General features: G+C 42.0%; 25 protein-coding genes and 5 tRNA genes. 14 read left to right on the forward strand and 16 right to left on the reverse strand.

Translation table 11 applies throughout. The annotated features are described in order from the left end of the window. The first annotated feature begins 1,006 nt into the window (after nt 1–1,006). The 5 genes from ACXAH2_RS16285 (at nt 1,007) to ACXAH2_RS16305 (ending at nt 4,818) form a co-directional block, all read left to right on the forward strand. Nucleotides 1,007–1,216, forward strand: coding sequence for a cold-shock protein (locus ACXAH2_RS16285; RefSeq protein WP_013795215.1), 210 nt, complete (start codon nt 1,007–1,009; stop codon nt 1,214–1,216). A gap of 122 nt (nt 1,217–1,338) precedes the next feature. Further along, entirely contained in the window at nt 1,339–1,884 is a 546-nt protein-coding gene (locus ACXAH2_RS16290; protein WP_475080000.1) for a DUF2058 domain-containing protein, read from the forward strand. Between the two features lie 377 nt (nt 1,885–2,261). Next, entirely contained in the window at nt 2,262–3,182 is a 921-nt protein-coding gene (locus ACXAH2_RS16295; RefSeq protein WP_475079957.1) for a porin, read from the forward strand. Nucleotides 3,183–3,459: 277 nt separating this feature from the next. Beyond that, nucleotides 3,460–4,098 carry a cupin domain-containing protein gene (locus ACXAH2_RS16300; protein ID WP_475079959.1) on the forward strand — a complete coding sequence of 213 codons (639 nt, stop codon included), beginning with the start codon at nt 3,460–3,462 and terminating at the stop codon, nt 4,096–4,098. Nucleotides 4,099–4,110: 12 nt separating this feature from the next. Next, nucleotides 4,111–4,818 carry a fumarylacetoacetate hydrolase family protein gene (locus ACXAH2_RS16305; protein ID WP_475079961.1) on the forward strand — a complete coding sequence of 236 codons (708 nt, stop codon included), beginning with the start codon at nt 4,111–4,113 and terminating at the stop codon, nt 4,816–4,818. Here the strand turns inward: ACXAH2_RS16305 and ACXAH2_RS16310 are convergent. Then, nucleotides 4,808–5,263, reverse strand: coding sequence for a DTW domain-containing protein (locus ACXAH2_RS16310; protein ID WP_475079962.1), 456 nt, complete (start codon nt 5,261–5,263; stop codon nt 4,808–4,810). The two genes, ACXAH2_RS16305 and ACXAH2_RS16310, sit on opposite strands and share 11 nt — an antisense overlap. Nucleotides 5,264–5,815: 552 nt before the next feature. Between ACXAH2_RS16310 and ACXAH2_RS16315 the strand changes: the two genes are divergently transcribed. Both ACXAH2_RS16315 and ACXAH2_RS16320 read left to right on the forward strand, forming a co-directional pair. After that, nucleotides 5,816–6,028 carry a cold-shock protein gene (locus ACXAH2_RS16315; protein WP_353669543.1) on the forward strand — a complete coding sequence of 71 codons (213 nt, stop codon included), beginning with the start codon at nt 5,816–5,818 and terminating at the stop codon, nt 6,026–6,028. A 101-nt stretch (nt 6,029–6,129) separates the two neighbouring features. Then, nucleotides 6,130–6,795 carry a glutathione S-transferase gene (locus tag ACXAH2_RS16320; RefSeq protein ID WP_475079963.1) on the forward strand — a complete coding sequence of 222 codons (666 nt, stop codon included), beginning with the start codon at nt 6,130–6,132 and terminating at the stop codon, nt 6,793–6,795. A gap of 18 nt (nt 6,796–6,813) precedes the next feature. On the opposite strand, the gene ACXAH2_RS16325 is transcribed toward ACXAH2_RS16320, so the two are convergent. Continuing rightward, nucleotides 6,814–7,656 (reverse strand): outer membrane protein assembly factor BamD, encoded by an 843-nt coding sequence (locus ACXAH2_RS16325; RefSeq protein WP_475079965.1) that lies wholly within the window; start codon nt 7,654–7,656, stop codon nt 6,814–6,816. A gap of 160 nt (nt 7,657–7,816) precedes the next feature. Between ACXAH2_RS16325 and rluD the strand changes: the two genes are divergently transcribed. The 3 genes from rluD to clpB all read left to right on the forward strand — a co-directional run bounded on the left by rluD (nt 7,817) and on the right by clpB (nt 12,297). Then, nucleotides 7,817–8,800, forward strand: a complete 984-nt coding sequence (gene rluD / locus ACXAH2_RS16330; protein WP_475079966.1) for a 23S rRNA pseudouridine(1911/1915/1917) synthase RluD — start codon at nt 7,817–7,819, stop codon at nt 8,798–8,800. Between the two features lie 58 nt (nt 8,801–8,858). Then, on the forward strand, nt 8,859–9,599 hold the full coding sequence (pgeF, locus tag ACXAH2_RS16335; protein WP_475079967.1) for a peptidoglycan editing factor PgeF: 741 nt from the start codon (nt 8,859–8,861) through the stop codon (nt 9,597–9,599). 118 nt (nt 9,600–9,717) lie between these two features. After that, complete coding sequence (gene clpB, locus ACXAH2_RS16340; protein ID WP_475079969.1) at nt 9,718–12,297, forward strand: ATP-dependent chaperone ClpB; 2,580 nt, start codon at nt 9,718–9,720, stop codon at nt 12,295–12,297. 75 nt (nt 12,298–12,372) lie between these two features. Here clpB and ACXAH2_RS16345 read toward each other — a convergent pair whose 3' ends face one another. The 13 genes from ACXAH2_RS16345 to ACXAH2_RS16405 all read right to left on the reverse strand — a co-directional run bounded on the left by ACXAH2_RS16345 (nt 12,373) and on the right by ACXAH2_RS16405 (nt 20,228). Then, nucleotides 12,373–12,972, reverse strand: coding sequence for a TIGR04219 family outer membrane beta-barrel protein (locus ACXAH2_RS16345; protein ID WP_475079971.1), 600 nt, complete (start codon nt 12,970–12,972; stop codon nt 12,373–12,375). A 103-nt stretch (nt 12,973–13,075) separates the two neighbouring features. Then, nucleotides 13,076–13,150 (reverse strand) — tRNA-Gln (locus ACXAH2_RS16350). Nucleotides 13,151–13,161: 11 nt separating this feature from the next. Then, nucleotides 13,162–13,238 (reverse strand) — tRNA-Met (locus ACXAH2_RS16355). A gap of 11 nt (nt 13,239–13,249) precedes the next feature. After that, nucleotides 13,250–13,324, reverse strand: a tRNA-Gln gene (locus ACXAH2_RS16360). 14 nt (nt 13,325–13,338) lie between these two features. Further along, nucleotides 13,339–13,415: transfer RNA gene (locus ACXAH2_RS16365), tRNA-Met, on the reverse strand. Between the two features lie 10 nt (nt 13,416–13,425). Further along, nucleotides 13,426–13,500: transfer RNA gene (locus tag ACXAH2_RS16370), tRNA-Gln, on the reverse strand. A 111-nt stretch (nt 13,501–13,611) separates the two neighbouring features. Continuing rightward, nucleotides 13,612–14,703: a redox-regulated ATPase YchF gene (ychF, locus tag ACXAH2_RS16375; RefSeq protein WP_475079972.1), complete on the reverse strand. Its 1,092-nt coding sequence runs from the start codon at nt 14,701–14,703 to the stop codon at nt 13,612–13,614. Nucleotides 14,704–14,728: 25 nt separating this feature from the next. Continuing rightward, entirely contained in the window at nt 14,729–15,313 is a 585-nt protein-coding gene (gene pth / locus ACXAH2_RS16380; RefSeq protein WP_475079974.1) for an aminoacyl-tRNA hydrolase, read from the reverse strand. Nucleotides 15,314–15,335: 22 nt separating this feature from the next. Then, on the reverse strand, nt 15,336–15,914 hold the full coding sequence (locus tag ACXAH2_RS16385; protein ID WP_475079976.1) for a 50S ribosomal protein L25/general stress protein Ctc: 579 nt from the start codon (nt 15,912–15,914) through the stop codon (nt 15,336–15,338). Between the two features lie 68 nt (nt 15,915–15,982). After that, complete coding sequence (locus ACXAH2_RS16390; RefSeq protein ID WP_475079977.1) at nt 15,983–16,930, reverse strand: ribose-phosphate diphosphokinase; 948 nt, start codon at nt 16,928–16,930, stop codon at nt 15,983–15,985. Nucleotides 16,931–16,990: 60 nt separating this feature from the next. Continuing rightward, entirely contained in the window at nt 16,991–17,848 is an 858-nt protein-coding gene (gene ispE, locus ACXAH2_RS16395) for a 4-(cytidine 5'-diphospho)-2-C-methyl-D-erythritol kinase (protein ID WP_475080001.1), read from the reverse strand. Between the two features lie 5 nt (nt 17,849–17,853). After that, the gene (gene lolB / locus ACXAH2_RS16400; protein WP_475079978.1) at nt 17,854–18,432 is read right to left on the reverse strand and encodes a lipoprotein insertase outer membrane protein LolB; all 579 of its coding nucleotides are present in this window, start codon (nt 18,430–18,432) and stop codon (nt 17,854–17,856) included. Beyond that, nucleotides 18,429–20,228 carry a tetratricopeptide repeat protein gene (locus tag ACXAH2_RS16405; protein WP_475079979.1) on the reverse strand — a complete coding sequence of 600 codons (1,800 nt, stop codon included), beginning with the start codon at nt 20,226–20,228 and terminating at the stop codon, nt 18,429–18,431. Before ACXAH2_RS16405 ends, lolB begins: the two co-directional genes overlap by 4 nt. 228 nt (nt 20,229–20,456) lie before the next feature. Here ACXAH2_RS16405 and hemA point away from each other — a divergent pair, with 228 nt between their 5' ends. From hemA to prmC, 3 genes are read left to right on the forward strand one after another with little or no spacing between them, the layout of a single operon-like run. Next, the gene (gene hemA / locus ACXAH2_RS16410; RefSeq protein WP_475079981.1) at nt 20,457–21,725 is read left to right on the forward strand and encodes a glutamyl-tRNA reductase; all 1,269 of its coding nucleotides are present in this window, start codon (nt 20,457–20,459) and stop codon (nt 21,723–21,725) included. A 1-nt stretch (nt 21,726) separates the two neighbouring features. Continuing rightward, the gene (prfA, locus tag ACXAH2_RS16415; RefSeq protein ID WP_475079983.1) at nt 21,727–22,815 is read left to right on the forward strand and encodes a peptide chain release factor 1; all 1,089 of its coding nucleotides are present in this window, start codon (nt 21,727–21,729) and stop codon (nt 22,813–22,815) included. Nucleotides 22,816–22,822: 7 nt separating this feature from the next. Then, complete coding sequence (gene prmC / locus ACXAH2_RS16420; protein ID WP_475079985.1) at nt 22,823–23,665, forward strand: peptide chain release factor N(5)-glutamine methyltransferase; 843 nt, start codon at nt 22,823–22,825, stop codon at nt 23,663–23,665. A gap of 66 nt (nt 23,666–23,731) precedes the next feature. Here the strand turns inward: prmC and yaaA are convergent, their stop codons facing one another. Beyond that, a complete protein-coding gene (gene yaaA, locus ACXAH2_RS16425) occupies nt 23,732–24,514 on the reverse strand; it encodes a peroxide stress protein YaaA (protein WP_475079987.1) in 783 nt (260 codons plus the stop codon). Nucleotides 24,515–24,605: 91 nt separating this feature from the next. Here yaaA and ACXAH2_RS16430 point away from each other — a divergent pair, with 91 nt between their 5' ends. After that, complete coding sequence (locus ACXAH2_RS16430; protein WP_475079988.1) at nt 24,606–24,791, forward strand: hypothetical protein; 186 nt, start codon at nt 24,606–24,608, stop codon at nt 24,789–24,791. Nucleotides 24,792–24,821 lie beyond the last annotated feature (30 nt).

Here is a 24,821-nt window from a genome sequence, read left to right on the forward strand (position 1 = left end):
CAGTGAAAAGCGCCATCGCCGATGGTAGTGTGGGAGATCCCATGTGAGAGTAGGTCGTCGTCAAGCTTTAAACATAAGAAGCCCTGATAGGTTGTCCTGTCAGGGCTTTTTTTCGCCTTTAGGAAAGTTACCTATTCCCTCCTGCTTTTTTCGCTACAGGCGTTCAGAAGTGGCTCTTTTAATTCACCGTAGGCGTTAATCATCATCGATGATAATATGGGAGATCCTATGTGTACCCAAGGGCATGAATGGGACGTCGTTTCAAATATTCTCAGCGTTCTAAGTACTTAATATATAACACAATCCCAAACAGCAACGCGTTGCGTCAGCTATTAGTATTTCATGTTGTGGTTCTCACCGAAGCTGGTCTTTTATCTCTTTTTCTTAGCTCTTCAAAAACAAGGTCATTTAAATGTTATCTTGCCTGTTTAAACTTAAGTTTATGATGCTATACAAATACATTAATTGAGGGAGCGCAGCGTTATAACACTATCTTAGATAGTATTCCCTAATTATTGCTATTTTAGATAGGTATAAAATCTTATAAAAAAAGCGTGCAATTTATTTTTCTAAACGGTAGTATGTTTTTTAGACAGAGGGCAAGGGATTGCCTAAAGCCCCTAGGATGGGGGCTCTGTCTATCTCTAGGAAGGATCATAGCTGCATAGCTGCATGGATGCAGCGGGAAGTTCCGTGTTTCCATATATTCATTAGGTTTTGGACGCTGTTATTTATAACTGGTTTTTTATTGGTAGCTATAAGTTGCATCATCCAAGTGCATTCTTTTTACAATTTGAATCAAAATTGTTCAATTGGTGATTGACCCTAATGATGTAAGGGGTCTACAATCAAGATCGTTTAAAAGAGTTGGCAATATTTATGTCCAGAGTTGCGAATGTTACGTCAGTATGTTCGGTCCTGTTAAGTCATAAGTAATACCGAGTTTTTTTGGCACTAAATCGGAATTCTTCCGTGTAAATTAACTTAACCTACAGGATAAACAGTCATGTCTGACGTAGTTACTGGTACAGTAAAATTTTTTAACGAAACTAAAGGTTTCGGTTTCATTACTCAGGATCAAGGTCCTGACGTTTTCGTTCACTTCTCTGCAATCAACAGTTCTGGTTTCAAAACTTTGGCTGAAGGTCAAAAAGTTGAATTCCAAGTAGCTCAAGGTAAAAAAGGCCCTGAAGCTCAAAACGTAACACCTCTATAAGAGAGTTGCGTTTTAGAGATTTACTCTCTTAGTGATTGTAAAAGCGACTTTCGAGTCGCTTTTTTTGTTTTTGTAATTTACAACTTAGTCTTTAGGTTTATTTTTGATAGATGGAGGTGGCAATGGCCAAGTCTCTTCAGGAGCAGCTGTTAGGTGCTGGTTTGGTTGATAAGAAAAAGGCAAAAAAAATTAAAGCTGAAAAGTTACAGCATAAGCAGAAAGTAAAAAATGGTAAGGCAGACAATGCAGATCAAGAAAAAATACAGGCCGAATTGATTTTAAAAAAACAGCGCAAGGCTGAAAGTGATCGCCAACTTAATCAAAAAAGACAGCAAGAGATTGAATTAAAGGCGGTACAAGGCCAAATTCGCCAAATGATAGTTCAGAATCGTATTGCTAAAGAAGATGGTGACATAGCATACCATTTTACTGATGACAAAAAGGTAAAGAAGTTGTACATCAGTCAGCAGATGCATAAAGACTTGAGTGATGGTCGATTGGCAATAGTACTGCTGGATGGTGAATATGAAATTATCCCTGAGCCTGTGGCTAACAAGATCAGTGAACGAGATGCTAGCTATATTTTGGTTTGTAACAATCGGGTTGAAGAAAGTGAAGAAGATGATCCTTATGCTGATTTCAAAATACCAGATGACTTGATGTGGTAATAGTAAAGGAGCTTTAGTCTTATAAAGCTCTTTTTTTACGACTCATGTTGCGCTTTTTCTGCTCAATTAGATCGTCTTTTACAATTACCTTGCGATTAGCGGATTTAAGTTCTTCTTTGTCACTGCATTTTATTTGCATTAAATTTTTTTCTATCGATATAACTTGCTGATAAATAAGATGTTTAGAGATATTCTTTTTGAATTGTAAGTTCATATTTGAATGTAATTTTCATGAATTTCGCACTGTTGATGGATAGGTTATGCAACCATGTTTCTCAATATTGTTTATTTCTGAATAATGTTTAGATTGTTTTAATGTTGCTTGCATGTATCAAGCGCCTACAAGAAACTTTGTACACATTTAAGGGAAAACGAGAATGAAAAAATCGATTATTGCTATTGCTGTGTCCAGTGCAGCCCTTGCTTCTGTTTCCACTCAAGCGGCAGAAGGATCTAGTGTTGATGTATACGGTAACATTCAGTACGCGTACACAGACAATGATAATGGTTCACAGTTTGAAGATAATGGCTCCACTTTTGGCTTCAAAGGTGAAACACAAATCAACCAAGATCTAACTGCTTTCTTCAAATATGAACTTGAAGCGGATGCAGATGAAAAATCAAGTGATGTCAATGTTGGCCTTGACCAAGCCTTTGTCGGACTTCAAGGCGGTTTCGGTAAAGTGCAAGTTGGTACGTTCGACAGCATCTATAATAATGCGATCCAAGATTCTGTAGATCAGTTTGAGAATCTAGGTTTTACTTCAAATGATACAACTTCTGAAGGCGATACCATTGCTTACTTTTCACCTTCTATGAATGGTCTAGAGCTTCAAGCGTCTGTTCAGGTTAAAGATGATGCGACTTCTGATGGTGACACTGAAACGACTGATGGAAACGCTGCAACTTTTGTTGCTAAATACTCGGTTGACTCTTTGTCTTTCGCAGTAGGTTATGACTCATTAAAGAATGATGCTGATGATGCAGAAACTGTTGGTTTGTCAGTTGGCTTCCAAGCGTCTCCTGCTCTGTCTTTAACTGCAAAATTTGAAAGTACTGATGAACTTCAGGATACAGTAGGTCTAGCTGCACGTTATGGTTACGGTGCTGGTGACATCTACGCTTCTGCGCAAGCTATTTCTCCTGAATCAGGTGAAGACTTTAATGAATACGGTGCTGGTATTACTTACAGTCTAGCGTCTAATGTGTATGTGTACGGTGAAGTAGGTAGTTTTGAAAACGCTTCTAACAGTGATACAGATACTCAATCGGCTGTTGGTGTCTACTACGGTTTCTAAGATCATCTCATGAATTGATTTTATTTACTCTAAGGTTTCAACTCTTCAATGAGTTGGAACCTTATGTTAAGTACGATCATTCAAGGTTCCATGTTTCTTCTCTTGTAGGCGGATTATTGGAACTCTTTTGGCACCAGGTGGAAACATTTGGTGCCTTTTTTATGCTTGTTATTACCTTGTTATTGGTAATCAATAATATCAAGCTGAGCTTTTTAGCTTGATTGGAATTTGAGCTAGCCGTTACACTGGTTTTATTTTGTGCAATTGGTTGTTGTGTATGCTTAATATGGATTTTTCACAGGCGGTCTTGATCGATACCGATAATGTTGAATGGATTGGCAGTCCTATGACTGGTGTGTTTCGTAAACCGCTTGCTCGCGAAGAAGCGGAAAGAGGGCATGCGACCAGTATAGTAGAGTATCAACCGGGTTCCGTTTTTCGTTCTCATCCTCATCCATTAGGGGAAGAAATTTTGGTTCTAGAAGGGACATTTTCTGATGAAACGGGTGATTATCATGCAGGAACCTATTTTCGAAACCCTCCCGGAACCAGTCACGCACCACATAGTCGTGATGGTTGTTTGTTGCTGGTCAAATTACATCAATTTCAACCACGAGACTTAAACCAGATAAGTATGGATACATCCTCGATATGGTTGTCTAAAGATGCTCAAATATTGCCTCTTTATCAATTCGATGATGAGAGAGTTTACTTAGTTCGAATGGATGAAGCGCATTTATTTCAAGATTTATCGTTATCAAGTTCAGTAGAGATATTTTTGCTCTCTGGGGAAGCCAACTATCAAGGCCATTCTCTTACATCGGGTCATTGGTTACGCGATCCAAATTTTTCCTTGGCATCCTGGCAAGTAGTCGATCAGTGTTTTATTTGGTTGAAAACTGGCCATTTTAAATAATAAGGTAGATACATGGCATTTATTGTTCCTCCTCAACAAGTGGTTACTTTACCGATTGAAGGCGATGATCGCCTTTTTCCCGTCAGTCGGGTATTTTGTGTCGGCAGGAATTATGCCGCACATGCTAGAGAAATGGGGGATGACCCTGATCGTGATCCCCCTTTCTTTTTTAAGAAAGACCCAAACGATTTGGTATACGTTGATTTCTCCCAGTCTGTTGGTATTCATTACCCTTTAGCTAGCTCTCAGCTTGAATATGAGGTCGAGCTTGTGGTTGCTCTAGGAAAAGGTGGTGTAAATTTGACTATGCAACAAGCGAATGAGGCCGTTTTAGGTTATGCCGTTGGTTTGGATATGACACGTCGAGATTTGCAATCTCAGGCAAAGAAAAAAGGTCGTCCATGGGAAGTTGGAAAATCTTTTGAACAATCGGCTCCAATCAGTTCAATACTATTATCGAATGATCATTTAAACCAAACAATGAAATATGCAGAAATTGGCCTTCGAGTGAATGGTAAGACAAAGCAGTTGAGTACGCTTGCGCATCTAACTTGGTCAATTGAAGAAGTCATTTGCAAACTCTCAGAGGTATATGAATTGCGACCTGGAGATCTAATTATGACAGGCACACCAGAAAATGTTGGCTCAGTGGTGGTGGGTGATGAAATGCATGCTTGGATTGATGGATTAGGGGATATCAAAGTAAAGGTTATTGATTAAAATTATCATACATTGTCTGCAATGACATTTTTGCAGGATGTTTAAATTTTTCAAGCAGATAAATTACACTCTCAGCGGTACATAACCCAGCGGATTTTTGATTACGACGTTTTTGATAGGTCGACTGGATGCCTTCGATCGTCAGATGTGAGAAATGCTGTAAATAAGGTGAGTGATTGTACATTTTTTTGGCTTGCTGCCAGGTCCCATCAATAAGAATGATATTTTTTATATAGGCGTCATCCTCAAGATTGACAATCTGCTTTTCTTGGTTTGGATATATCAGTATGGTCTGCTGCGGATCTAGTGTCAGTAGTGTTGGATGGGGCTCAACACGAGACCATTCAATTATTTCACATTCTTCCTTTAATACTGACTTTACTAATCTTCCTGTCCCTGTTGACTTTTTGAGTTCTTCTGAATGTGTAACAAGCCATACTTTCATGATAATTCCAAATCCCGAAAGTATAGTCATGTTTCATGAAGGTATAAAGCCGCTTGAAATGGAATCTGACTAAGTAGTAGGAATGTCTTCTTAGATTATTGACGTTAAAGAAAAAATTGCGAGCTTGGTAAAGAGCATGATGGTATTAAGTGAAATGAATTAATGGAATTGTTTTAGATAAGCCTATTCTATCTTTTGGTTTTTCTAAACGGTTTTTCTATCTAAATGAGGCAATAGTGAATTTAGCAATTAGACAAATGATTGATGATCATAGGGTAGGTGTATTCAATGGTAAAGGAATTATTTCACTATAAAAACGAATATTAAAAAGCGAGAGAACTGGTTGTTTGTAAAGAAGAATGTAATTTTTGTTTACTTTTTTTAACAATACTTATGTGTTATTCCCTTTCCATTTATCTAATGAAATCATATTATCTGTTTATTGTTAAATTTCTTAAGATTAACATTATCTTATGTAAGCTTAACATTAAGTTGCTTCTTAAATTTGAAGTAATTAAATTTTATGGAAATATTTATAATAACGAGGTTATTATGTCAGATCAGTTAGTTTCTGGCGTTGTTAAATGGTTTAACGACGAAAAGGGTTTTGGTTTTATTGAACGTGAAGGCGGTTCTGATGTGTTTGTTCATTTTCGAGCAATCAATGGAACGGGTCGTAGAACTTTGCTTGAAGGACAACAAGTAACTTTTGAGGTAACTCAAGGTCAAAAGGGCCCTCAAGCAGAAAACGTAACGATTGTATAATTGACATAACTTGTCATTATAGAAACATCAAACCATCTTGCCTAAGTTGTCTAAATAGACAGTTTAGTCAAGGTGGTTTTTTATTTTAGGAGAGAACGTTTTTGTTACCCTATTTATATACCTTTAGACGTTGTCCTTATGCGATTAGAACCAGGTATACAATAGCTTTATTAGCTTGTCAGGTGAGACTGCGTGAAGTCAGCTTGAAATCAAAACCTGAAGCTTTACTGGCACTGGGTGGTCCTAGTACGGTTCCGCAATGGCTTGATGAGAAAGGTAATCGATTGTCAGAAAGCTGGGATATTATGCAGTGGGCTATTATTCGCTCAGAGAAAAAAGAGCTTGCAGATCAGTTGTGGCCAAATACACCGCGTGAGCGAGCTCGAATTCTGGCTTGGGTAAAATATAATGATGGACGATTTAAACATTGGCTAGATCGTTATAAGTACGCAGATCGTTACCCTGAGATGGATGAGATATTTTATCGTAATAAGGCTGAGATATTCTTGCGACGACTGAACAGTCGGTTAAGCCGATCAAACTATATTTTATCTAATAAAATCAGTTTGGCAGATATTGCAGTATTTCCTTTTATCAGGCAATTTTCTTTAGTGAATAAGGTTTGGTTTGCGGATTCAGATTATAAATACGTGAAAAAATGGCTTGATTCATTCGTTGAAGAAACATTTTTCAAAGATGGAATAATGAAAAAATTGCCCTATTGGCAATATGGTCAAGAAGAACTTGTGTTTCCATTTTGCCAATAAGGAATATTTATAATTATATTAATCAATTAAACCGAATGAAACCCAGTACCAAAAACCAGGTTCAGCATCATTTGTTAATTTAAACCTTATAAAGTTTCCATCTTGGTTAATATAATTTGAGCTGGGGAAGTTGGCTTTTAATACTTCAAGGTTTAGGTTTGCTAACTTATCTTGATTTAGATCTTGATACGACTGGATTGTGATTGCTAGGGCTTCTTCAACGGAATTGGTACTCGGATAATGTTGTAATACTTCTTGTCCACGACGAAGTGCAGATATCGGTGCTTTGCGCTTGAGATAATAATGAGCTACCTGAAGTTCGTGACGAGCGACCATCTCGCGTAAGAAGTACATTCTGGCTTTGGCATCTGGGGCATATTGGCTGTCTGGGAAACGAGTTGTGAAATCAGCCAATTCTTGGAATGCCTTGGTTAATTCCTTTGAGTCGCGTTCACTAGGGTCTAAACCAAGGTAGCGAGATAACAAGCTTTCTGCACCTTTGTAAGTTGATAGTGCGCGCATGTAATAAGCGTAATCAATAGCATCATTATCAGGGTGATTTTTAATAAAGCGTTCAGCGGTAGCATGAGCTGCAATGTATTCTCCAGCTTCCACCTGTGCATAAATTAAATCCAGTTCTGCTCGAGTACTAAATTTGCCAAACGGATAGCGGGAGTCAAGATCTTTAAGGTGTTTTATTGCAGTTGACGGTAAGTTTTCCGATAAGGCTTGTTGCGCTTTATCGTAATAAACACGTTCTGGTAAATCGGGCTCTTGAACTTTCTGGCTAGAGCAAGCAACGATGAAAAAAGAAAAACAGAGTATTCCTGTAAAGCGGCGTAACGAGTGGTAAAATCCCATGTATAATCAAAACCTTGATGTAGTTAATTGGCCTTGTTTGGCGTTCATAGCGTTATATTGCGAAACCTAACTTGGTGCAAGATGCTACACATTTTTATTCACTTTCAGACGCCATGCTGACAAAAGCGAGCGCTGAAATTAATGAGTTAAAGTGTATTGTATGGCAGAGCGTATAGTAAAAGAAGCCCAAGTTCCGTTTGACTTGGGAGGCAACCGTTTAGATCAAATAGCTACGGAGTTATTCAGTGATTACTCGCGTTCGCGAATTCAAGCCTGGATCAAAGAAGGTGTCATCCAAGTAGATGGTAAGTCTATGAAAGCCAAAGAGAAGTTGTTTGGTGGTGAAACTGTCAGTTTAAATGTTGAGATTGAAGCGCAAGAAGAGCATCAAGCGCAAGAAATGGATTTGAACATTGTTTATGAAGACGAAGACATAATGATCATTAATAAACCAGCTGGTTTGGTAGTGCATCCAGCGGTTGGTAATCGTGATGGTACCTTGATGAATGCAATTTTACATCATGCTCCAGAAACAGCACATGTTCCGCGAGCAGGAATTGTACATCGCCTGGACAAGGAAACGACTGGTTTGATGGTGGTTGCGAAAACCTTAGCAGCCCAAACGGATTTGGTTACCCAATTGCAGGAACGCAGTATGGGACGAGAGTATGAGGCCATTAGCATTGGAGTAATGACTGGTGGTGGCATTGTGGATGAGCCAATTGGCCGTCATCCGCATAATCGTCAAAAGCAAGCGGTTGAGCCTATTAATGGTAAAGAAGCAGTGACACATTACCGTTTGGTTCAGCGTTATAAAAACCATACACACATTCGCCTTAAATTAGAGACGGGTAGAACGCATCAGATTCGAGTGCATATGGCACACATTCAATATCCGTTAGTTGGCGACCCGCAATACTGTGGTCGTCTTAAAATGCCGAAGGCTTGCTCGCCAGAATTGCAGGAAGCGTTAAGAAACTTCCGTCGTCAGGCTTTGCACGCTAAAAAATTGGAGTTAGCGCATCCATCTACAGGTGAGTGGATGGAATGGGAAGTGGATTTACCTGAGGATATGCAGCACTTGCTTGAGGTTCTTAAGCTGGATATGCAAGCGTCAGGTAGTGATGATTCAGAATATTATTAAGGATACATAAAAAGCAGCTTAGGCTGCTTTTTTGTTATAACACTATAGGTTGTAAATTATGTCGACAATTGATTTTATTACAGCAAATTGGCCCGTTCCTGCCTCAGTCAAAGCCTATGTATCCAGTCGACAAGGTGGCGATAGTTCAGCCCCTTATGATGAATTAAATCTTGGAGCCCATGTTGGAGATGACTTAAAGTCGGTGGCTGCTAATCGCCATATTTTTGCCGAGCAAATTGCTATGCCTGACACGCTGGTTTGGCTTAATCAGGTGCATGGTACGGATGTCGCTGTGTTGCCCTTGAATACGGCAATGACATCTGCTGACGCTGCTTTTAGTCGTCAAGCGAATCAAGTTTGTGCTGTGCTCACAGCGGATTGTTTGCCTGTCTTTTTGTGTGATCCTGTGTCGAAAGAAGTGGCTGTGGTGCACGCAGGGTGGCGTGGTTTATGTGATGGTGTTATCGAGTCTTGTCTGGCGAATTTTACATTGCCAACCCAGGTTTTGGCTTGGCTTGGGCCGGCAATAGGTCCAAACGCTTTTGAGGTCGGGCAAGATGTGTATGATGCATTTTGCATCAAAGATGCGATGGCCAAGCAGGCTTTTCATGCTACTCAGAGTGGCAAATGGTTGGCGGACATTTATTTGTTGGCTAAGCAAAGATTGGTGGCGCAAGGTATCGAGCAAGTTTACGGCGGTGATTATTGTACCTACAGTGATGAAGAACAATTTTTCTCCTATCGTCGTGATGGTGTAACGGGCCGAATGGCGTCTGTTATTTGGTTTGAGGAAGAATAAAGCGCATTTTATTGATGGGTGTCAAAAAAATGACAGTTGGTGTCTTGAAAAGTTTTTTTTGATAACCATAAAGTCATTAATTGATGTTTGACCTTATATTTTTAAAGGATGTCAGATTATGCGTATAGATAGGTTAACGAGTAAATTACAGCTGGCCCTTTCCGATGCTCAGTCAGTCGCACTTGGCCAAGATCATTCTTATATCGAACCCCTGCACTTAATGATCGCTTTGATTGATCAGCAAGGTGGTGGTGTGCGTCCCATTCTCCAACAAGCAGGTATTCCAGTTGCTAAGTTTCGTGATGGCTTAGATGAGTTACTGAATCGCTTACCAAAAGTTCAAGATCATGATGGTAATGTGCAAATGTCTCCTGAATTGGGACGTTTATTGAATCTAGCGGATAAAGAAGCGCAAAAACGTAAAGATCAATTTATCTCTTCAGAATTAGTTTTGTTGGCGATGTTTGAAGGCAAAGATGAGCTAGCTAAAAACCTTAAAAGTACCGGCGTGACCAAAGCCGATATTGTTAGTGTGATAGACAGTATTCGTGGTGGGGCATCGGTGAATGACCCTGATGCAGAAGAAAGTCGTCAGGCTTTGGATAAATACACGGTAGATCTAACCTCCAGAGCAGCAGAAGGTCGTTTGGACCCTGTTATCGGGCGCGATGATGAAATTCGTCGAACCATTCAAGTGTTGCAGCGTCGTCGTAAAAATAACCCGGTATTAATCGGTGAGCCTGGGGTGGGTAAGACTGCCATAGTTGAAGGCTTAGCACAGCGTATCATTAATGGCGAAGTGCCAGAGGGGCTTAAAAGCAAGCGAGTACTTTCCTTGGATATGGGCGCCTTAATTGCTGGGGCAAAATATCGAGGTGAATTTGAAGAGAGGTTGAAAGCCTTGCTGAATGAATTGTCCAAGCAGGAAGGCCAAATTATTCTCTTTATCGATGAAATTCATACCATGGTTGGTGCCGGTAAATCGGAAGGTTCAATGGATGCGGGTAACATGTTGAAGCCAGCGTTGGCGCGTGGTGAGTTACATTGTGTTGGAGCGACGACCTTGGATGAATACCGTCAATTCATTGAAAAAGACGCCGCTTTAGAAAGACGCTTCCAAAAGGTGTTGGTGGATGAGCCAAGTGTGCTTGATTCGATTGCTATTTTACGTGGCTTGAAAGAGCGTTACGAAGTGCATCATGGCGTCGATATCACAGATTCTGCCATCATTGCAGCGGCCAAGTTATCACAACGTTACATTACCGATCGACAGTTGCCGGATAAGGCCATTGACTTAATTGATGAAGCGGCCAGCCGCATACGTATGGAAATGGACTCAAAGCCTGAAGATATGGATCGCTTAGAGCGTAAATTAATCCAGCTAAAAATAGAAAAAGAGGCGTTGAAAAAAGAAAAAGACAAAGCTTCTAAAATACGCCTTGAGGAATTAAATGGTGAAATTGATCGCTTACAAAAGGAGTTCTCTGACCTTGAGGAGATTTGGAATGCGGAAAAGGCGACAGTTCAAGGTACACAAAAGCTAAAAGAAGAGTTAGAAAATGTGCGCCATGAAATGGAAGAAGCCAGACGAAATGGTAACTTAGCCAAAATGTCGGAACTGCAATATGGTGTGATTCCTATGTTGGAGGCGGAAATCGAGAAGGTTGGTAAGGAAGAAGAAAGCACAGAAACGAGATTGTTGAAAAAACACGTATCTGAAGAGGAAATTGCGACCGTAGTGTCTCGATGGACAGGGATTCCAGTAGATAAGATGCTGGAAGGAGAACGCGATAAACTTTTGCGTATGGAAAGCGCTTTGCATGAGTCGGTTATGGGGCAAAATGAAGCCGTTTCGGCCGTTTCTCATGCGGTTAGACGTTCTCGTTCTGGTTTGGCGGATCCAAATAAACCCAATGGTTCTTTTCTTTTTTTGGGGCCTACTGGTGTCGGGAAAACAGAGTTGTGTAAGTCGCTTGCTAAATTTTTGTTTGATACTGAGCAGGCGATGGTGCGTGTTGATATGTCTGAGTTCATGGAAAAGCATTCAGTCGCACGCCTAATTGGTGCGCCGCCGGGGTACGTGGGTTATGAAGAGGGCGGCTATTTAACCGAAGCGGTTAGGCGTCGACCTTACTCCGTTTTATTGCTCGATGAAGTGGAAAAAGCGCATCCTGATGTCTTTAATATCTTGTTGCAAGTATTGGATGATGGGCGTTTAACTGACGGCCAAGGTAGAACGGTAGACTTTAGAAACACAGTCATTGTGATGACGTCTAATTTGGGGTCGGATTTGATTCAAGAATACCAGTCTGATGATCAATATGAGGAGATTAAGACTAAGGTAATGTCTGTGGTGGGAACGCACTTTCGACCAGAGTTTATTAATCGCATTGATGAAACCGTCGTCTTCCATCCATTAATGCGCTCTCAGATCAAGGGGATTGCCGCCATTCAATTGTCTCATTTAAATGACAGATTGACTGAGATGAGTATGAGCCTAACGCTAACGGAAGCGGCGCAAGAGCGCCTTGCTGAAGTGGGTTATGATCCAGTGTATGGCGCACGGCCTCTCAAGCGAGCGATTCAGCAATGGATTGAAAACCCATTGGCTAATGAGTTGTTGGCTGCAAACTTTGTTGCTGGAGACCATATTAATGCTGATGTGAAAGATGAGAATATTGTGTTTTTCAAGGGTTGATACTTTAGAGAGGTAATAAAAAATCCCCGACGCCTCTTATGGCGTTGGGGATTTTTATTTAATAAATGGAATTTATTAAAAATCTAGGAAAGCGCCAATAAAGACACCTTTGAATTCAACGTCAAATGCAGAACCATCAATGTCGTCGATGTCTTCTTCAACCGTGCGGTATCCTGCTTCTAATCCTGCAAAATAAAGTGCTTGGTATTTGATTTTGAATGTTGTATCAGTAATGTCAGCATCACTGCCACCACCATTTTTAAACTCACCGCCAACAGAAAGGTTGGTACCTGGAAAACTAACATATGCAGACACATAAGTAAGAGGGTATGAATCACTTGCATTGGCAGCGCCAACTGAGCCATCAATACTTCTTAAGGTGATACCGGCATCTAAATCTAACCAAAGTAGGCCATCCAAAAGTTCGTAATACAGTGTGTAATCGTTGTAGGAAGAATCTATGTTTGTGCCGCTAAATCTTCCTTCTAAACTTTGATTCTGAATTCTAAGATTAGGAATTAATGGAATAGGATGTTCAAAAGCAACACCAAAATATGAATTGGAATCATCCCCATCATCAGTAAGAAAGGTACCCACTTCAGCTGTTAATCCAAGCACATCGGCTTGTGCAGCACTTGCTAACAAAGCAGTAGAGAGTAAAAGTGCATTTTTCATAATTAGTAATCCATATCTTGGTTGATAGTTTGAACTAATTATAAATTTAAGTGAGGTAAAATCCAGTAAAAAAATTGCACTGTTTGCATATGACAGAATAAATTGGCTGGGGTAGCTGGATTCGAACCAACGCATGACGGGATCAAAACCCGTTGCCTTACCGCTTGGCTATACCCCAATATTACGCCCTGGTGGCTATGACTAGATTCGAACTAGTGACCCCATCATTATGAGTGATGTGCTCTAACCAACTGAGCTACATAGCCTTAGAGGAGAGTGGCTGGGGTAGCTGGATTCGAACCAACGCATGACGGGATCAAAACCCGTTGCCTTACCGCTTGGCTATACCCCAATACTCTGAAAGGTTGGTGGCTATGACTAGATTCGAACTAGTGACCCCATCATTATGAGTGATGTGCTCTAACCAACTGAGCTACATAGCCGTTTGTCTGTTGGCTGGGGTAGCTGGATTCGAACCAACGCATGACGGGATCAAAACCCGTTGCCTTACCGCTTGGCTATACCCCAACAGACAACACAAAAACAAAAATTTAAAATACATACTCTGTCTCTGTGGCGCGATATTATTCATATAACCCTTTCATGGGTCAAGTGTTTTCTTAAATGTTTTGCAAATTATCAAACATTGAAACGGAAATGCATCACATCGCCATCTTTGACAATATACTCCTTGCCTTCAAGTCGCCATTTCCCGGCTTCTTTGGCACCACTTTCACCCTTGTATTGAATAAAATCCTGGTAGCTTACAACCTCTGCACGGATGAAACCTTTTTCAAAGTCAGTGTGGATCACACCAGCTGCTTGAGGGGCGGTAGCGCCTTGTTTGACAGTCCAAGCACGCACTTCTTTTACACCTGCAGTGAAGTAGGTTTGTAAGCCCAGTAGTTCGTATCCAGCACGAATAACACGATCGAGCCCTGGCTCTTCCATGCCCATTTCCGCTAGGAAGTCTTGCATCTCTTCCGCGTCAAGTTCAGATATTTCCGCTTCTAGCTGGTTACAGATGGGTACCACCATGGCACCTTCTGCGGCAGCAATTTCTTTTACCACATCTAGGTGAGGGTTGTTATCAAAACCATCTTCTGACACGTTGGCAATGTACATGGTTGGCTTAGTGGTCAGCAAATGCAGCAGTTTGATTTCTTTTGCTTGGTCGTCTGTCAAAGCCATAGTGCGAACAGGTTTTCCATCTTCAAGATGCTGCTTTACTGTTTCAAGAAATGCCTTGTGAGCAATGGCTTCTTTATTGCCGCTTTTGGCATTTTTTGCAGTACGAAGAATTTGCTTCTCGATGGATTCAAGATCAGCGAAAATCAATTCGAGGTTGATGACTTCAATATCGGCTTTAGGGTTTACTTGGTTAGCAACGTGAATAACGTTATCGTCTTCGAAGCAACGCACAACATGGGCAATGGCATCTGTTTCACGAATATTAGCGAGAAACTTATTGCCCAGACCTTCACCTTTAGAAGCACCTTCAACAAGACCTGCAATATCAACAAATTCCATAGTGGTTGCTAATACTTTTTCTGGCTTCACGATTTCAGCTAAGGCATCAAGACGAGGGTCTGGCATCGCCACTACCCCAGCATTAGGCTCAATGGTACAGAAAGGGAAGTTTTCAGCGCCAATGCCAGCCTTCGTCAAAGCATTGAAAAGGGTAGATTTACCAACGTTAGGTAGACCAACGATGCCGCAATTAAAGCCCATAATGAAATTCCTAATAAATAAGTGATTATGCTTTGAAGCTATGCAGTTGGTTCATAACAGGAGCAAGATTACCTATTACTATGTCTTCTACGTAGCGCAATGATTCGTCAATGGTTTGTTCTATTTTAGCGTACTCCTGTGGTGTCGCTTTCTTGAGAACGTAATTTGCCACCTGACTAGCATGGCCCGGATGGCCTATGCCAATGCGTAAACGGCCAAATTCACGATTGTTACTCAGCTTTGCAATGATGTCTTTTAAACCATTGTGGCCACCATGACCGCCACCTTTTTTTAATTTGGCAGTACCTGGTGGAATGTCTAATTCATCGTGAACAACCAACACTTGTTCAGGGGGGATTTTATAAAACTGGCACACAGCCTGAACGGCTTTACCGCTTAAATTCATATAGGTGGTAGGAATCAGTAGATAACATTCTTCACCAGCTATAGAAACTTTACCGAAGTGACCAAAAAACTTCTTTTCAGAACGAAGAAGGCACTGGCTCTGACGAGCCAATGCCTCAATCCATTGAGCACCAGCATTGTGACGAGTATTCTCGTATTCGCTGCCTGGATTACCCAAGCCGACTAATAATTTGAAGCCTGTCACAATACTGCCTGCAATGCTTAGCTTAGCGTTTCGCTTTACCGATACGAGCGATAGGTTGGTTGTGGTCTCCGCCTTTAAGCAAAGCAACCAACTCAACACCTTCGGGAATGATAACGTCAGATAGGTGGAAGATATCGCCTAGTTGACCTTTGACAGTGTCAACCGTCAATACTTCTGGAAGGTTCGCTGGTAGACAACGTACTTCCGCTAGCTTAGATTCGATGGTCAAACGACCACCTTGCTTAGCAACACCTTCACTCTTAGCAGCATTGATGAAGTTTAAAGGAACACGAGTTGTGATCGCTTTATCTTCTTTTACACGTAGTAGATCCATGTGCATAACATCGCCCGTTGCTGGATGACGTTGAAGCGCTTTAACAATGACTTTTTGTGCTTTACCATCTAGACTTACTTCAACAACAGAAGTTAGGAAGCCATCAGTGGTAACGGCTTTCAATAGTTCGTTGTCTTTGAAAGAAACAGAAGTTGGCTCAGCATCACCACCGTAAATAACGGCAGGCACTAGACCTTGGTTACGAAGGCGGCGGCTCGCACCTTTACCTTCTTCAGAACGTGCTACAGCATTAATAGATAATGACATGATAATTTCCTAATAATAATCAAATGATTGCCCAGAACTGCGACCCGTCCCGAGCGTTAATGTTTGGTTTAGGCCCCAAACATGGCACTGATTGACTCTTCGTTGCAAACACGACGAACAGCCTCTGCCAAAATGTCAGACATCGACAGTTGGCGAATTTGAGGGCAGTTAAGCGCCTCTTGTGTTAATGGAATGGTGTCTGTGACAACCAATTCATCAAGCACAGAATTCTTAATGTTCTCAATGGCTTTGCCAGACAACACTGGGTGTGTACAGTAAGCCAATACTTTGGCAGCCCCATGTTCTTTCAGAGCTTTAGCTGCGGCACATAAGGTACCACCGGTATCACACATGTCATCTACCAAAACACAGGTTTTGCCTTCAACGTCACCAATCAAATGCATGATTTGCGCTTCGTTGGCACGCGGGCGGCGTTTATCTATGATGGCCAAATCGGCATCATCAAGCAGCTTAGCAAAGGCTCGCGCTCTAACGACACCACCGACATCAGGTGAGACAACGGTAATGTTTTCATGGCCTTGTCTTTGCATATCATCCAGCAATAGTGGCGTGGCATATACGTTGTCTACAGGAATATCGAAAAATCCCTGAATTTGATCCGCGTGTAAGTCCACCGTTAGTACTCGATTGATTCCCACTGCTGAAATCATATCCGCTACTACTTTTGCTGTAATGGGCACTCGTGCTGAGCGAACTCGACGATCTTGTCGAGCGTATCCAAAGTAAGGAATAACCGCAGTGACCCGAGTCGCAGAGGCTCGGCGCAGAGCGTCTGCCATGACAATCAGTTCCATTAGATTGTCATTACTTGGTGCACAGGTAGACTGAATAATAAAAACGTCTTTACCACGTACATTTTCATTGATCTCAACCGTAATCTCACCGTCGCTAAACTTACCAACGGTCGCATTACCGATCGGAAGTCCTAGGCGGCGCACCACCCTGCGAGCGAGTTCAGGATTGGCGTTACCGGTAAAAACCATTAACTTGGACACTGTGTATACCCTTTGTTTTTCATAGCGATCTAATAGACTGGCAAGGCAAATGATCTGCCATCATTTGACTTTGTTTTGCTTTATCCACTGGTTTAGCGCTTCGTGAGTTGGAGAAACATTACACCCTTGACAAACCCAAGCCTGCCATTTGGATGGTACGGATCGTTTTACTCGCTCGGCATCTTGCTGATTTTTAAAGGCTATAAAGAGACAGGCCCCAGTCCCAGTTAACTTTGCATCGCCATGGTTTTTCAGCCATAAATACGCATCATTGACTTCGGGATTATGCTTTCTAACTACGTCCAAACAGTCATTATGCCCACCCAGCTTCAAGGCGTGCGATATTTTGATGGGAGGGGTGTCTCTTGTCAAATGTTTATCGGTAAAAATTTGACCAGTTGCCACATGGCAATTGGGTTTTAAAAGTAAATAATAGGGGGTATCTGGTTTTACTTCTTGCAGACTTTCGCCAACGCCTTCAGCAAAAGCGGAAAATCCCATCACGAAGACGGGCACATCCGCACCCAATTGCAGCCCGATATCAGCCAATTGTGTCAGACTCAAATCACACTGCCATAATTGATTTAGAGCCAGTAATGTTGTTGCTGCGTTGGAGCTGCCACCGCCAATCCCACCTCCCATGGGAAGACGCTTGTCAAACTGTATGTGGACGCCCATCATTTCATTTTGACGAAATTTGAGTAATTTTTCAGCGGCTTTAAAAATGAGATTGTCATGAATCTCAAGGTCATCAATATCTGGAGAGATATGGATTTGTTTATCCTGTGTCAGTTGAAATTGTAAGGTGTCACAGAGGTCAATAAATTGAAACACAGTCTGTAACTCATGATAGCCGTCTGAGCGTTGACCTGTGATGTGCAAAAACAAATTTAATTTTGCAGGTGATGGAAGTTGCATCATGCTTATCGGATGGTCCATTTATTAATGATGAGATTCACCTTAAAGGGTGGTTTGCTGACTTGTATTCTTTGCGGTAGATCCAATCCTTCCACTTGGGTATAGCGACGATAATTTACTAGCCATCCATCTTGTTTGATGGATGTGGGACGCATTAAGCCATCTTCAAGAACAATGGTGGCCTTAGTTTTTGGAGAAGCTAGGCCGCGAATCCAATAATTTACCTGCTCTATAGGGAAATCCCAGCCAAGTTCCTGATACAGCAACTGACTGGCATCCTTTCCTACTAAGGTTTGATCTTCATAAGATAAGGTTATTTGCTGTGAAACGTCTTTGGAAAGTTTTGTGGCGCCTTGTCCGAAAGGGCCAACGATGTTTAATGTGTAGGTTTCTGGAGTATGTTGCCAGGTAAAGTTTCCTGAAATGGCATCGTCTGGTGTTCGAATGCCAACTCTCCCTGAGGTTTCCCATTGACTAATAGCAAGAGCGCTTTCTGGTGGTGGCGTAACAGGGCCTCTTGGTTGGGAACTGCAGGCGACTAAAGCAAGAGCAAAGATGATAAGGCTAGTAACGCGGTACATCATGACGTAGTGTCCTGTTGTTCAAGCAGTGAAGGGGATAGGCGCTTGATGGTCTCTAAAAGTATGTGGGAAGTGGGCGACTCTTGTAAAGCCGTTCGCCATATACTGATTGCTTGTTCGTACTGTTTTTGTTGCCATAAGGATTCGCCATAGTGCGCCGCTATTTCCGCATCTTGTAAGAGTGACCAGGCTTTCTCAAGATAATACGAAGATTGTTCGTATTCACCTTTTAAAAACATTCCCCAGCCTAAACTGTCAATGATGGCAGGATCTTGATCGGAAAGCGAATAAGCCTTTTCTATATACTGCATGGCCAGATCCAGTTGCTCCGTTCGAGTTAACAAGGTATACCCAAAGGCATTCAAATACTGTGCCTCGTGCGGGTGCTTGTCAGTCAGTAATTGCAGTTCATTCAGTGTTGTTTGCCACGCGTTTAAGGACTCCGCGATCAAGGCTTTTTGATAGCGTAAAGTATCGGACTCAGGAAATGCTTCGACGGCCTCGGTCAGCAATGCGAAAGCCAATTCAGGATGGCCTTTTTCTTGATGTAGCTGACTGATGGCGGCAATTTGTTCTGGAATGTGTTCACGTAGAGTTCGCTCAAGGACCATTTTATTGATGGCTTCTTGTTTTCCCAACGTATAAAACCACAATGCTAATTGATTGGTTGCACTGCTTTGTAATGCGCCATGTACTTGATTCATAGTAGATATAGCATCATTAATGCGATTGAGTTTTGCTAAAGACAACGCTTTTAGATAAAGAATTTGGTTTATATAACCTTGTGGTTGCAATGGTAGCGCATTGAGTACTTCAAAAGCAGGTTGTGCTTGATCAAATTCCAGTAAAGAGCGCGCAAAGTTTAAGCCAACTTGAATTCCTTCTGAATGTTCAATCTTGGCTGTTTGATAAAGTTGAAAAGCGGAATCTGTGCGCCCGGCCAGCAATAAAAAGTCGAGCAATTGCGAGAGAATGTTAGGACTTTGTGGGAAGCGTTTCGAAGCGGTCTGTAAGGTATTGATAGCATCATCAAGCTGTTCTAAGTTTTTTTCACTGTAGGCGAGAATAAGGTACACAGCTTCGCTTTCGTCGGCTTGTTTATCCATAAGTAAAGCTTGAGCTAAGGATTTAGCGGCTTGATAATCACCACTCAATAGTTTGATGTGTGCCATGCTCAGGCAAACGTATTGATCTTGCTGGCTAGCCTGTGAACTTTGAGAAATGCCAAATTCTAATGTCGTGATTAATTGATCGTTGCGCACATTATCATCCAGATACACAGGTAAAAATTGCAGAGACACTTGATTACGAGTGGCTTGATCAAGTAATTGAGCAATATCGGATGGTCGGTCACCCTGAGCGTAAACCTGTAGTGCCAAAGCATAAGCTTGTTCGGCGCTAGGTTCGACAGTCAGCCAGAGATTAGCACTTTGTTCAATATAGACCCTATTGCGCGAGGCAACGGCAATGTTGGTTAGGCGCTTGATAATCTCAGGATCTTTCGTTTGTTGGGCTATGGTGTAGAAGTCTTCAAAGGCTTTATTTGGCCCTTCTCGTTGCAGTTTGAATTCTGCATTCAATAAGTCACTGATTTGTTTTGTGTTTTGCGCGACGAGTGGTTGTGTTTGGTGCTCTATAGTATGGCTTTGTTGTTCCGGTTTTAGTGTGCTGCACGCGACTAATAAAGGCAAGCATATAAAGGTCAAGCAAACCCGCAACCTTTTGTCATTAAGTAAACTGGCCAGACGAATGGTTTTACGGTTGTCCAGCAGCATGAAACGTCTAAATAAAATAATCATAGGTGGTCTATGGTATCCTTGGTTGCATGGAAAGTCAGTCTTTTGCGCTCAGCATTGCAGACAAAACTTATATCACAATAGACTAATCCTATTACTTTTATTGACTTTATGGGGTGCGCAAAAAAGCGAATTTCTCGTATAATGCGTCTTCTTTGTGTAAAGAGTCACGTAGAGACGGTTTTGTCCTATCATTACCTTAATATCTCGATTTTTTGAGAAGAGTCCTGAATGCCGCTAATTACTGTGGGTGTCAATCATAAAACTGCTCCAATTGCGATTCGTGAGCAGGTGGCGTTTGCGCCAGAAAAAATGATTGAAGCTTTATCTTCTTTGGTAACCGATCAACGCGCGCAAGAGGCCATAATTGTCTCCACTTGTAATCGCACTGAATTATATTGCTCAGTTGAAGATCTGCATAAAATTGATCAAGTAATTGATTGGTTGGGTCAATATCATGGTATTGAATTAGAAGAGTTAAAGCAGTATTGCTACACCCACATTGCCGATGATAGTGTGCGACACATTATGCGAGTGGCTTCTGGATTGGATTCTCTTATATTGGGAGAACCGCAGATTTTGGGACAGGTAAAGTCAGCGTATGCGGTTTCCCAAGAAGGTGACTGCATTGGGCCTGAGTTAGAATCCTTGTTTCAACGTACCTTTTCAGTAGCAAAGCGTGTTCGTACGGATACAGCCATTGGTGAAAATCCTGTATCCATTGCTTTTGCAGCAGTCAGTTTGGCGCAACGTATTTTTGCTGATATTCGCCGTAGTACCGCCTTGCTGATAGGGGCTGGACAAACTATTGAGCTGGTGGCGAGACATCTGAAAGATAACGGCGTGAAGCGTATTATCGTTGCCAACCGTACCTTAGCCAGAGCGAAAATATTGGCAAGTGAACTGAATGCGGAAGCCATTATGCTTGGAGACCTGGGTGACTATTTGCCACAGGCCGATATCGTTATATCATCCACCGCCAGCCAGTTGCCCATTATTGGTAAAGGTTTGGTGGAGCGAGCGACGGCACGACGTCGACATTCGCCTATGTTGTTGATAGATATTGCGGTGCCAAGAGATATCGAACCTGAAGTGGAAGACGTATCTGATGCATACTTGTATACAGTAGATGATCTTCATTCGGTCATTGAAGAAAATGTTCGCGCCAGACAAGATGCCGCTAGAGCTGCAGAAGCTTTAATTGATGAAGGTGTAGACGCTTATCGCAAAGCACTAGAATCACGAAAAGTCTCTGATCTCATTGTGAATTACCGCCAATCTGCGGAGAGCATTAAGCAAGCAGAATTAGATAAGGCGTTAAAAAGTTTGCAAAGTGGACAAGCGTCAGAGCAAGTACTCAATAAACTGGCGCACGGTTTAATGAATAAATTGATTCATGCTCCCACGCAATATTTGCGTGAAGCAGGCAGTGAAGCCGATCAACAAGCCTTAACAATTGCCGCGAACGTACTCGGCATAAATGAAGATAAAGATAATTAAAATGAAAGAATCGATTAAATTAAAATTAGAGAGTTTGGCAGAACGTTACGAAGAATTAGCAGCCTTGCTAAGTGAAGCGGATGTGATCATGGATCAAGATTTGTTCCGTGCCTATTCAAAAGAATACGCAGAACTTGAGCCTGTCGTGAAATGTTTCAATGAATACCAACAAGTATTGGAAAACATTGCAGAAGCGGAGCTCATGATGACGGACTCGGACCCAGATATTAAAGAAATGGGTGTGGAAGAAATGAAGGCGGGTCAAGAGCAACAAGAAGAATTGCAATTGACCCTACAAAAGCTTTTGTTGCCAAAAGACCCTAATGATTCTCGTAACGTCTTTTTGGAAGTGCGTGCTGGAACGGGTGGTGACGAAGCCTCTATCTTTTCCGGTGACTTATTTCGTATGTATTCTCGTTACGCGGAAACCCAGCGTTGGAAAGTGGAAATTGTCAGTGCCAGCGAAGGGGAACATGGTGGTTATAAAGAGATCATTGCACGAATTGTGGGTGATGGCGCTTACTCTAAATTAAAGTTTGAATCCGGCGCGCACCGTGTACAGCGTGTGCCAGCCACAGAGTCTCAAGGTCGTATTCATACCTCTGCTTGTACGGTTGCTATCATGCCGGAAATGGATGAAGTAGAAGCCATAGATATTAATAAAGCCGATTTGCGTATTGATACTTTCCGAGCGTCAGGCGCGGGTGGTCAGCACGTTAACAAAACCGACTCAGCGATTCGAATTACGCACATTCCTACCGGCGTGGTGGTTGAGTGTCAGGACGAACGTTCGCAGCATAAAAACCGAGCTAAAGCCATGTCTTTGTTGGCGTCTCGTTTGTTGGCTGCGGAGCAGGAAAAAGCGGCCAGTGAACAATCCGAAGCGCGTAAATCTTTGGTGGGTAGCGGTGATCGCTCTGAACGTATCCGTACCTACAACTATCCTCAAGGGCGAGTCACGGATCACCGTATTAACCTGACTTTATACAAGTTGGATGAAATTGTGACGGGGGATTTGGATGTGTTGGTTAATCCTTTGGTAAACGAATTTCAAGCAGAACAGCTTGCCACACTAAGTGGTGATAATTGATTTGCCTATGCGCATAGATGAATCCCTAACAGGCGCCTCAGAGCGCCTTCGTTTTATGTCCGATACCGCCTCGCTGGATGCCCAGTTATTGTTGTCGCATGTGCTCAATGTCACCACTTCATATTTTTATTCTTGGCCGGAGAAAACACTCACGGAGCAAGAATTGGCAGAGTTTGATGTCTTGCTAAAACGACGAGAGTTGGGTGAACCCATTGCTTATATCATGGGTAAGCAAGCTTTCTGGTCACTGGAGTTGGCGGTCGCGCCGTGCACCTTGATACCGCGAGCCGATACCGAATGTTTGGTTGAGCAAGCATTAGTGGTTTTAGCGGATAAAGCGCAAGCAAAGGTTTTGGACTTAGGAACAGGAACCGGAGCGATTGCCTTGGCTTTAGCAAAAGAATGTCCTAAAGCAAAGGTGACTGGGGTGGATCTGATTGCTGAAGCTGTCACCCTAGCTCAGCACAACGCCCTGACCAATGGCATTGGTAATGTTCATTTTGTTCAAAGCAGCTGGTTTGAGCAAATATCAAAAGACAGTAAGTATGATTTGATTGTATCCAATCCACCCTATATCGATCCTGATGATCAGCACCTTTCCCAAGGGGATGTGCGGTTTGAGCCCAAGTCGGCTTTGGTCGCAGAAAACAAAGGCATGGCAGACATTGAACATATCGTTCAGCAAGCTCAGAGCTTTCTGTTGGCGGGTGGCTCTCTAATGTTTGAACATGGTTATGATCAAGCGCAAGCGGTTCGTGATTGTATGAAAAAAGTAGGTTTCATTGACGTGAAAAGTGTGAAGGACTTTGGGGGCAATGATAGAGTCACCTTAGGACGAAACCCTTTGTGATCCAATACAGGAAAACAAACAAAAACGGAGCATTGAAATAGGCTCCGTTTTTGTTTTTATGTCAGATTATTTTTTCGGTTGCGCGCTTTCTGGTCGAATAAAGACGGGGTCATTCGCAGTTGAGCGCTCTGCATCATAACGGTAACCCGCCACATCAAATTGGATTAATTCTTGCTCTGTTTGGCAACGGTTTTCAATAAGATAACGGGCCATTAAACCGCGTGCTTTTTTGGCATAGAAACTGATGACTTTGAATTGACCATTTTTTTCATCCAAGAAATTAGGGGTGATTAAGCGTGTCGAGAGTTTCTTTTTGTTTACTGCTTTGAAATACTCATTTGAAGCAAGATTCACCAACAACTCATCTTCAGCTAATTCATTATTCAGCTTGTCGACGATAATGTCTCCCCAGAACTGATATAGATTACTGCCACGATCATTATTGAGTTTAGTACCCATTTCAAGACGATAGGCTTGCATCAGGTCCAGTGGTTTTAAAACACCGTATAGGCCGCTTAGGATACGAAGATTGTGCTGAGCGTATTGCAGGTCATCTTGGCTTAATGAATAGGCGTCCAAGCCTGTGTAGACATCTCCCATAAAAGTGAAGACGGCTGGGCGGCTGTTTTCCTGTGTGTGGTTTTCTTGCCACTCTTGGTAGCGAGCCACATTTAACGTGGCTAATTTGTCGCTCAGCTTCATAAGACTGGCGATATCCGCTGGCGTAAAGTCATGTAACTCATTGATGAGTAATTTAGATTCTTGTATCAATTCAGGTTGGCTGAATTCGTTCGTGCTTGGTGTAGAGGTAAGGTCCAGCGTTTTTGCTGGCGAGATTAAAAATTTCATAGTCTGCTCATCTGCGTTTTATTTGCGTATGCTAAAGATTATCCATAGAGTGTCGATAGATATCCAGACAATGCATTAATAGAGATAATTTATGAAGGATAATCTGATATTATTTCCAACACTAAATCAACGATCTAAAGAAAGCCATTTGTCGGTTGAAAAGCGTGCTGAGTTGATTGCATTACGTGCCAAGTTCGATCAAGCTCGACAAGGCTGGCCATTAGAAATGGCTGAGTTACCAGAAAATAATAAATTATATTGTGGCTCGAAAAAATAAGGTTCAAACCTAAGCTTTTTAGGGCGACAA

Source organism: Marinomonas sp. ABL3_031 (assembly GCF_056161265.1).

Bases quoted from the DNA above. Each gene is read 5' to 3' on its own strand.
- ACXAH2_RS16285 (WP_013795215.1), top strand. From the start codon at position 1,007: ATGTCTGACGTAGTTACTGGTACAGTAAAATTTTTTAACGAAACTAAA.
- ACXAH2_RS16290 (WP_475080000.1), top strand. From the start codon at position 1,339: ATGGCCAAGTCTCTTCAGGAGCAGCTGTTAGGTGCTGGTTTGGTTGAT.
- ACXAH2_RS16295 (WP_475079957.1), top strand. From the start codon at position 2,262: ATGAAAAAATCGATTATTGCTATTGCTGTGTCCAGTGCAGCCCTTGCT.
- ACXAH2_RS16300 (WP_475079959.1), top strand. From the start codon at position 3,460: ATGCTTAATATGGATTTTTCACAGGCGGTCTTGATCGATACCGATAAT.
- ACXAH2_RS16305 (WP_475079961.1), top strand. From the start codon at position 4,111: ATGGCATTTATTGTTCCTCCTCAACAAGTGGTTACTTTACCGATTGAA.
- ACXAH2_RS16310 (WP_475079962.1), bottom strand. From the start codon at position 5,263: ATGAAAGTATGGCTTGTTACACATTCAGAAGAACTCAAAAAGTCAACA.
- ACXAH2_RS16315 (WP_353669543.1), top strand. From the start codon at position 5,816: ATGTCAGATCAGTTAGTTTCTGGCGTTGTTAAATGGTTTAACGACGAA.
- ACXAH2_RS16325 (WP_475079965.1), bottom strand. From the start codon at position 7,656: ATGGGATTTTACCACTCGTTACGCCGCTTTACAGGAATACTCTGTTTT.
- rluD (WP_475079966.1), top strand. From the start codon at position 7,817: ATGGCAGAGCGTATAGTAAAAGAAGCCCAAGTTCCGTTTGACTTGGGA.
- pgeF (WP_475079967.1), top strand. From the start codon at position 8,859: ATGTCGACAATTGATTTTATTACAGCAAATTGGCCCGTTCCTGCCTCA.
- clpB (WP_475079969.1), top strand. From the start codon at position 9,718: ATGCGTATAGATAGGTTAACGAGTAAATTACAGCTGGCCCTTTCCGAT.
- ACXAH2_RS16345 (WP_475079971.1), bottom strand. From the start codon at position 12,972: ATGAAAAATGCACTTTTACTCTCTACTGCTTTGTTAGCAAGTGCTGCA.
- ychF (WP_475079972.1), bottom strand. From the start codon at position 14,703: ATGGGCTTTAATTGCGGCATCGTTGGTCTACCTAACGTTGGTAAATCT.
- ACXAH2_RS16385 (WP_475079976.1), bottom strand. From the start codon at position 15,914: ATGTCATTATCTATTAATGCTGTAGCACGTTCTGAAGAAGGTAAAGGT.
- ispE (WP_475080001.1), bottom strand. From the start codon at position 17,848: ATGCAACTTCCATCACCTGCAAAATTAAATTTGTTTTTGCACATCACA.
- lolB (WP_475079978.1), bottom strand. From the start codon at position 18,432: ATGATGTACCGCGTTACTAGCCTTATCATCTTTGCTCTTGCTTTAGTC.
- ACXAH2_RS16405 (WP_475079979.1), bottom strand. From the start codon at position 20,228: ATGATTATTTTATTTAGACGTTTCATGCTGCTGGACAACCGTAAAACC.
- hemA (WP_475079981.1), top strand. From the start codon at position 20,457: ATGCCGCTAATTACTGTGGGTGTCAATCATAAAACTGCTCCAATTGCG.
- prfA (WP_475079983.1), top strand. From the start codon at position 21,727: ATGAAAGAATCGATTAAATTAAAATTAGAGAGTTTGGCAGAACGTTAC.
- prmC (WP_475079985.1), top strand. From the start codon at position 22,823: ATGCGCATAGATGAATCCCTAACAGGCGCCTCAGAGCGCCTTCGTTTT.
- yaaA (WP_475079987.1), bottom strand. From the start codon at position 24,514: ATGAAATTTTTAATCTCGCCAGCAAAAACGCTGGACCTTACCTCTACA.
- ACXAH2_RS16430 (WP_475079988.1), top strand. From the start codon at position 24,606: ATGAAGGATAATCTGATATTATTTCCAACACTAAATCAACGATCTAAA.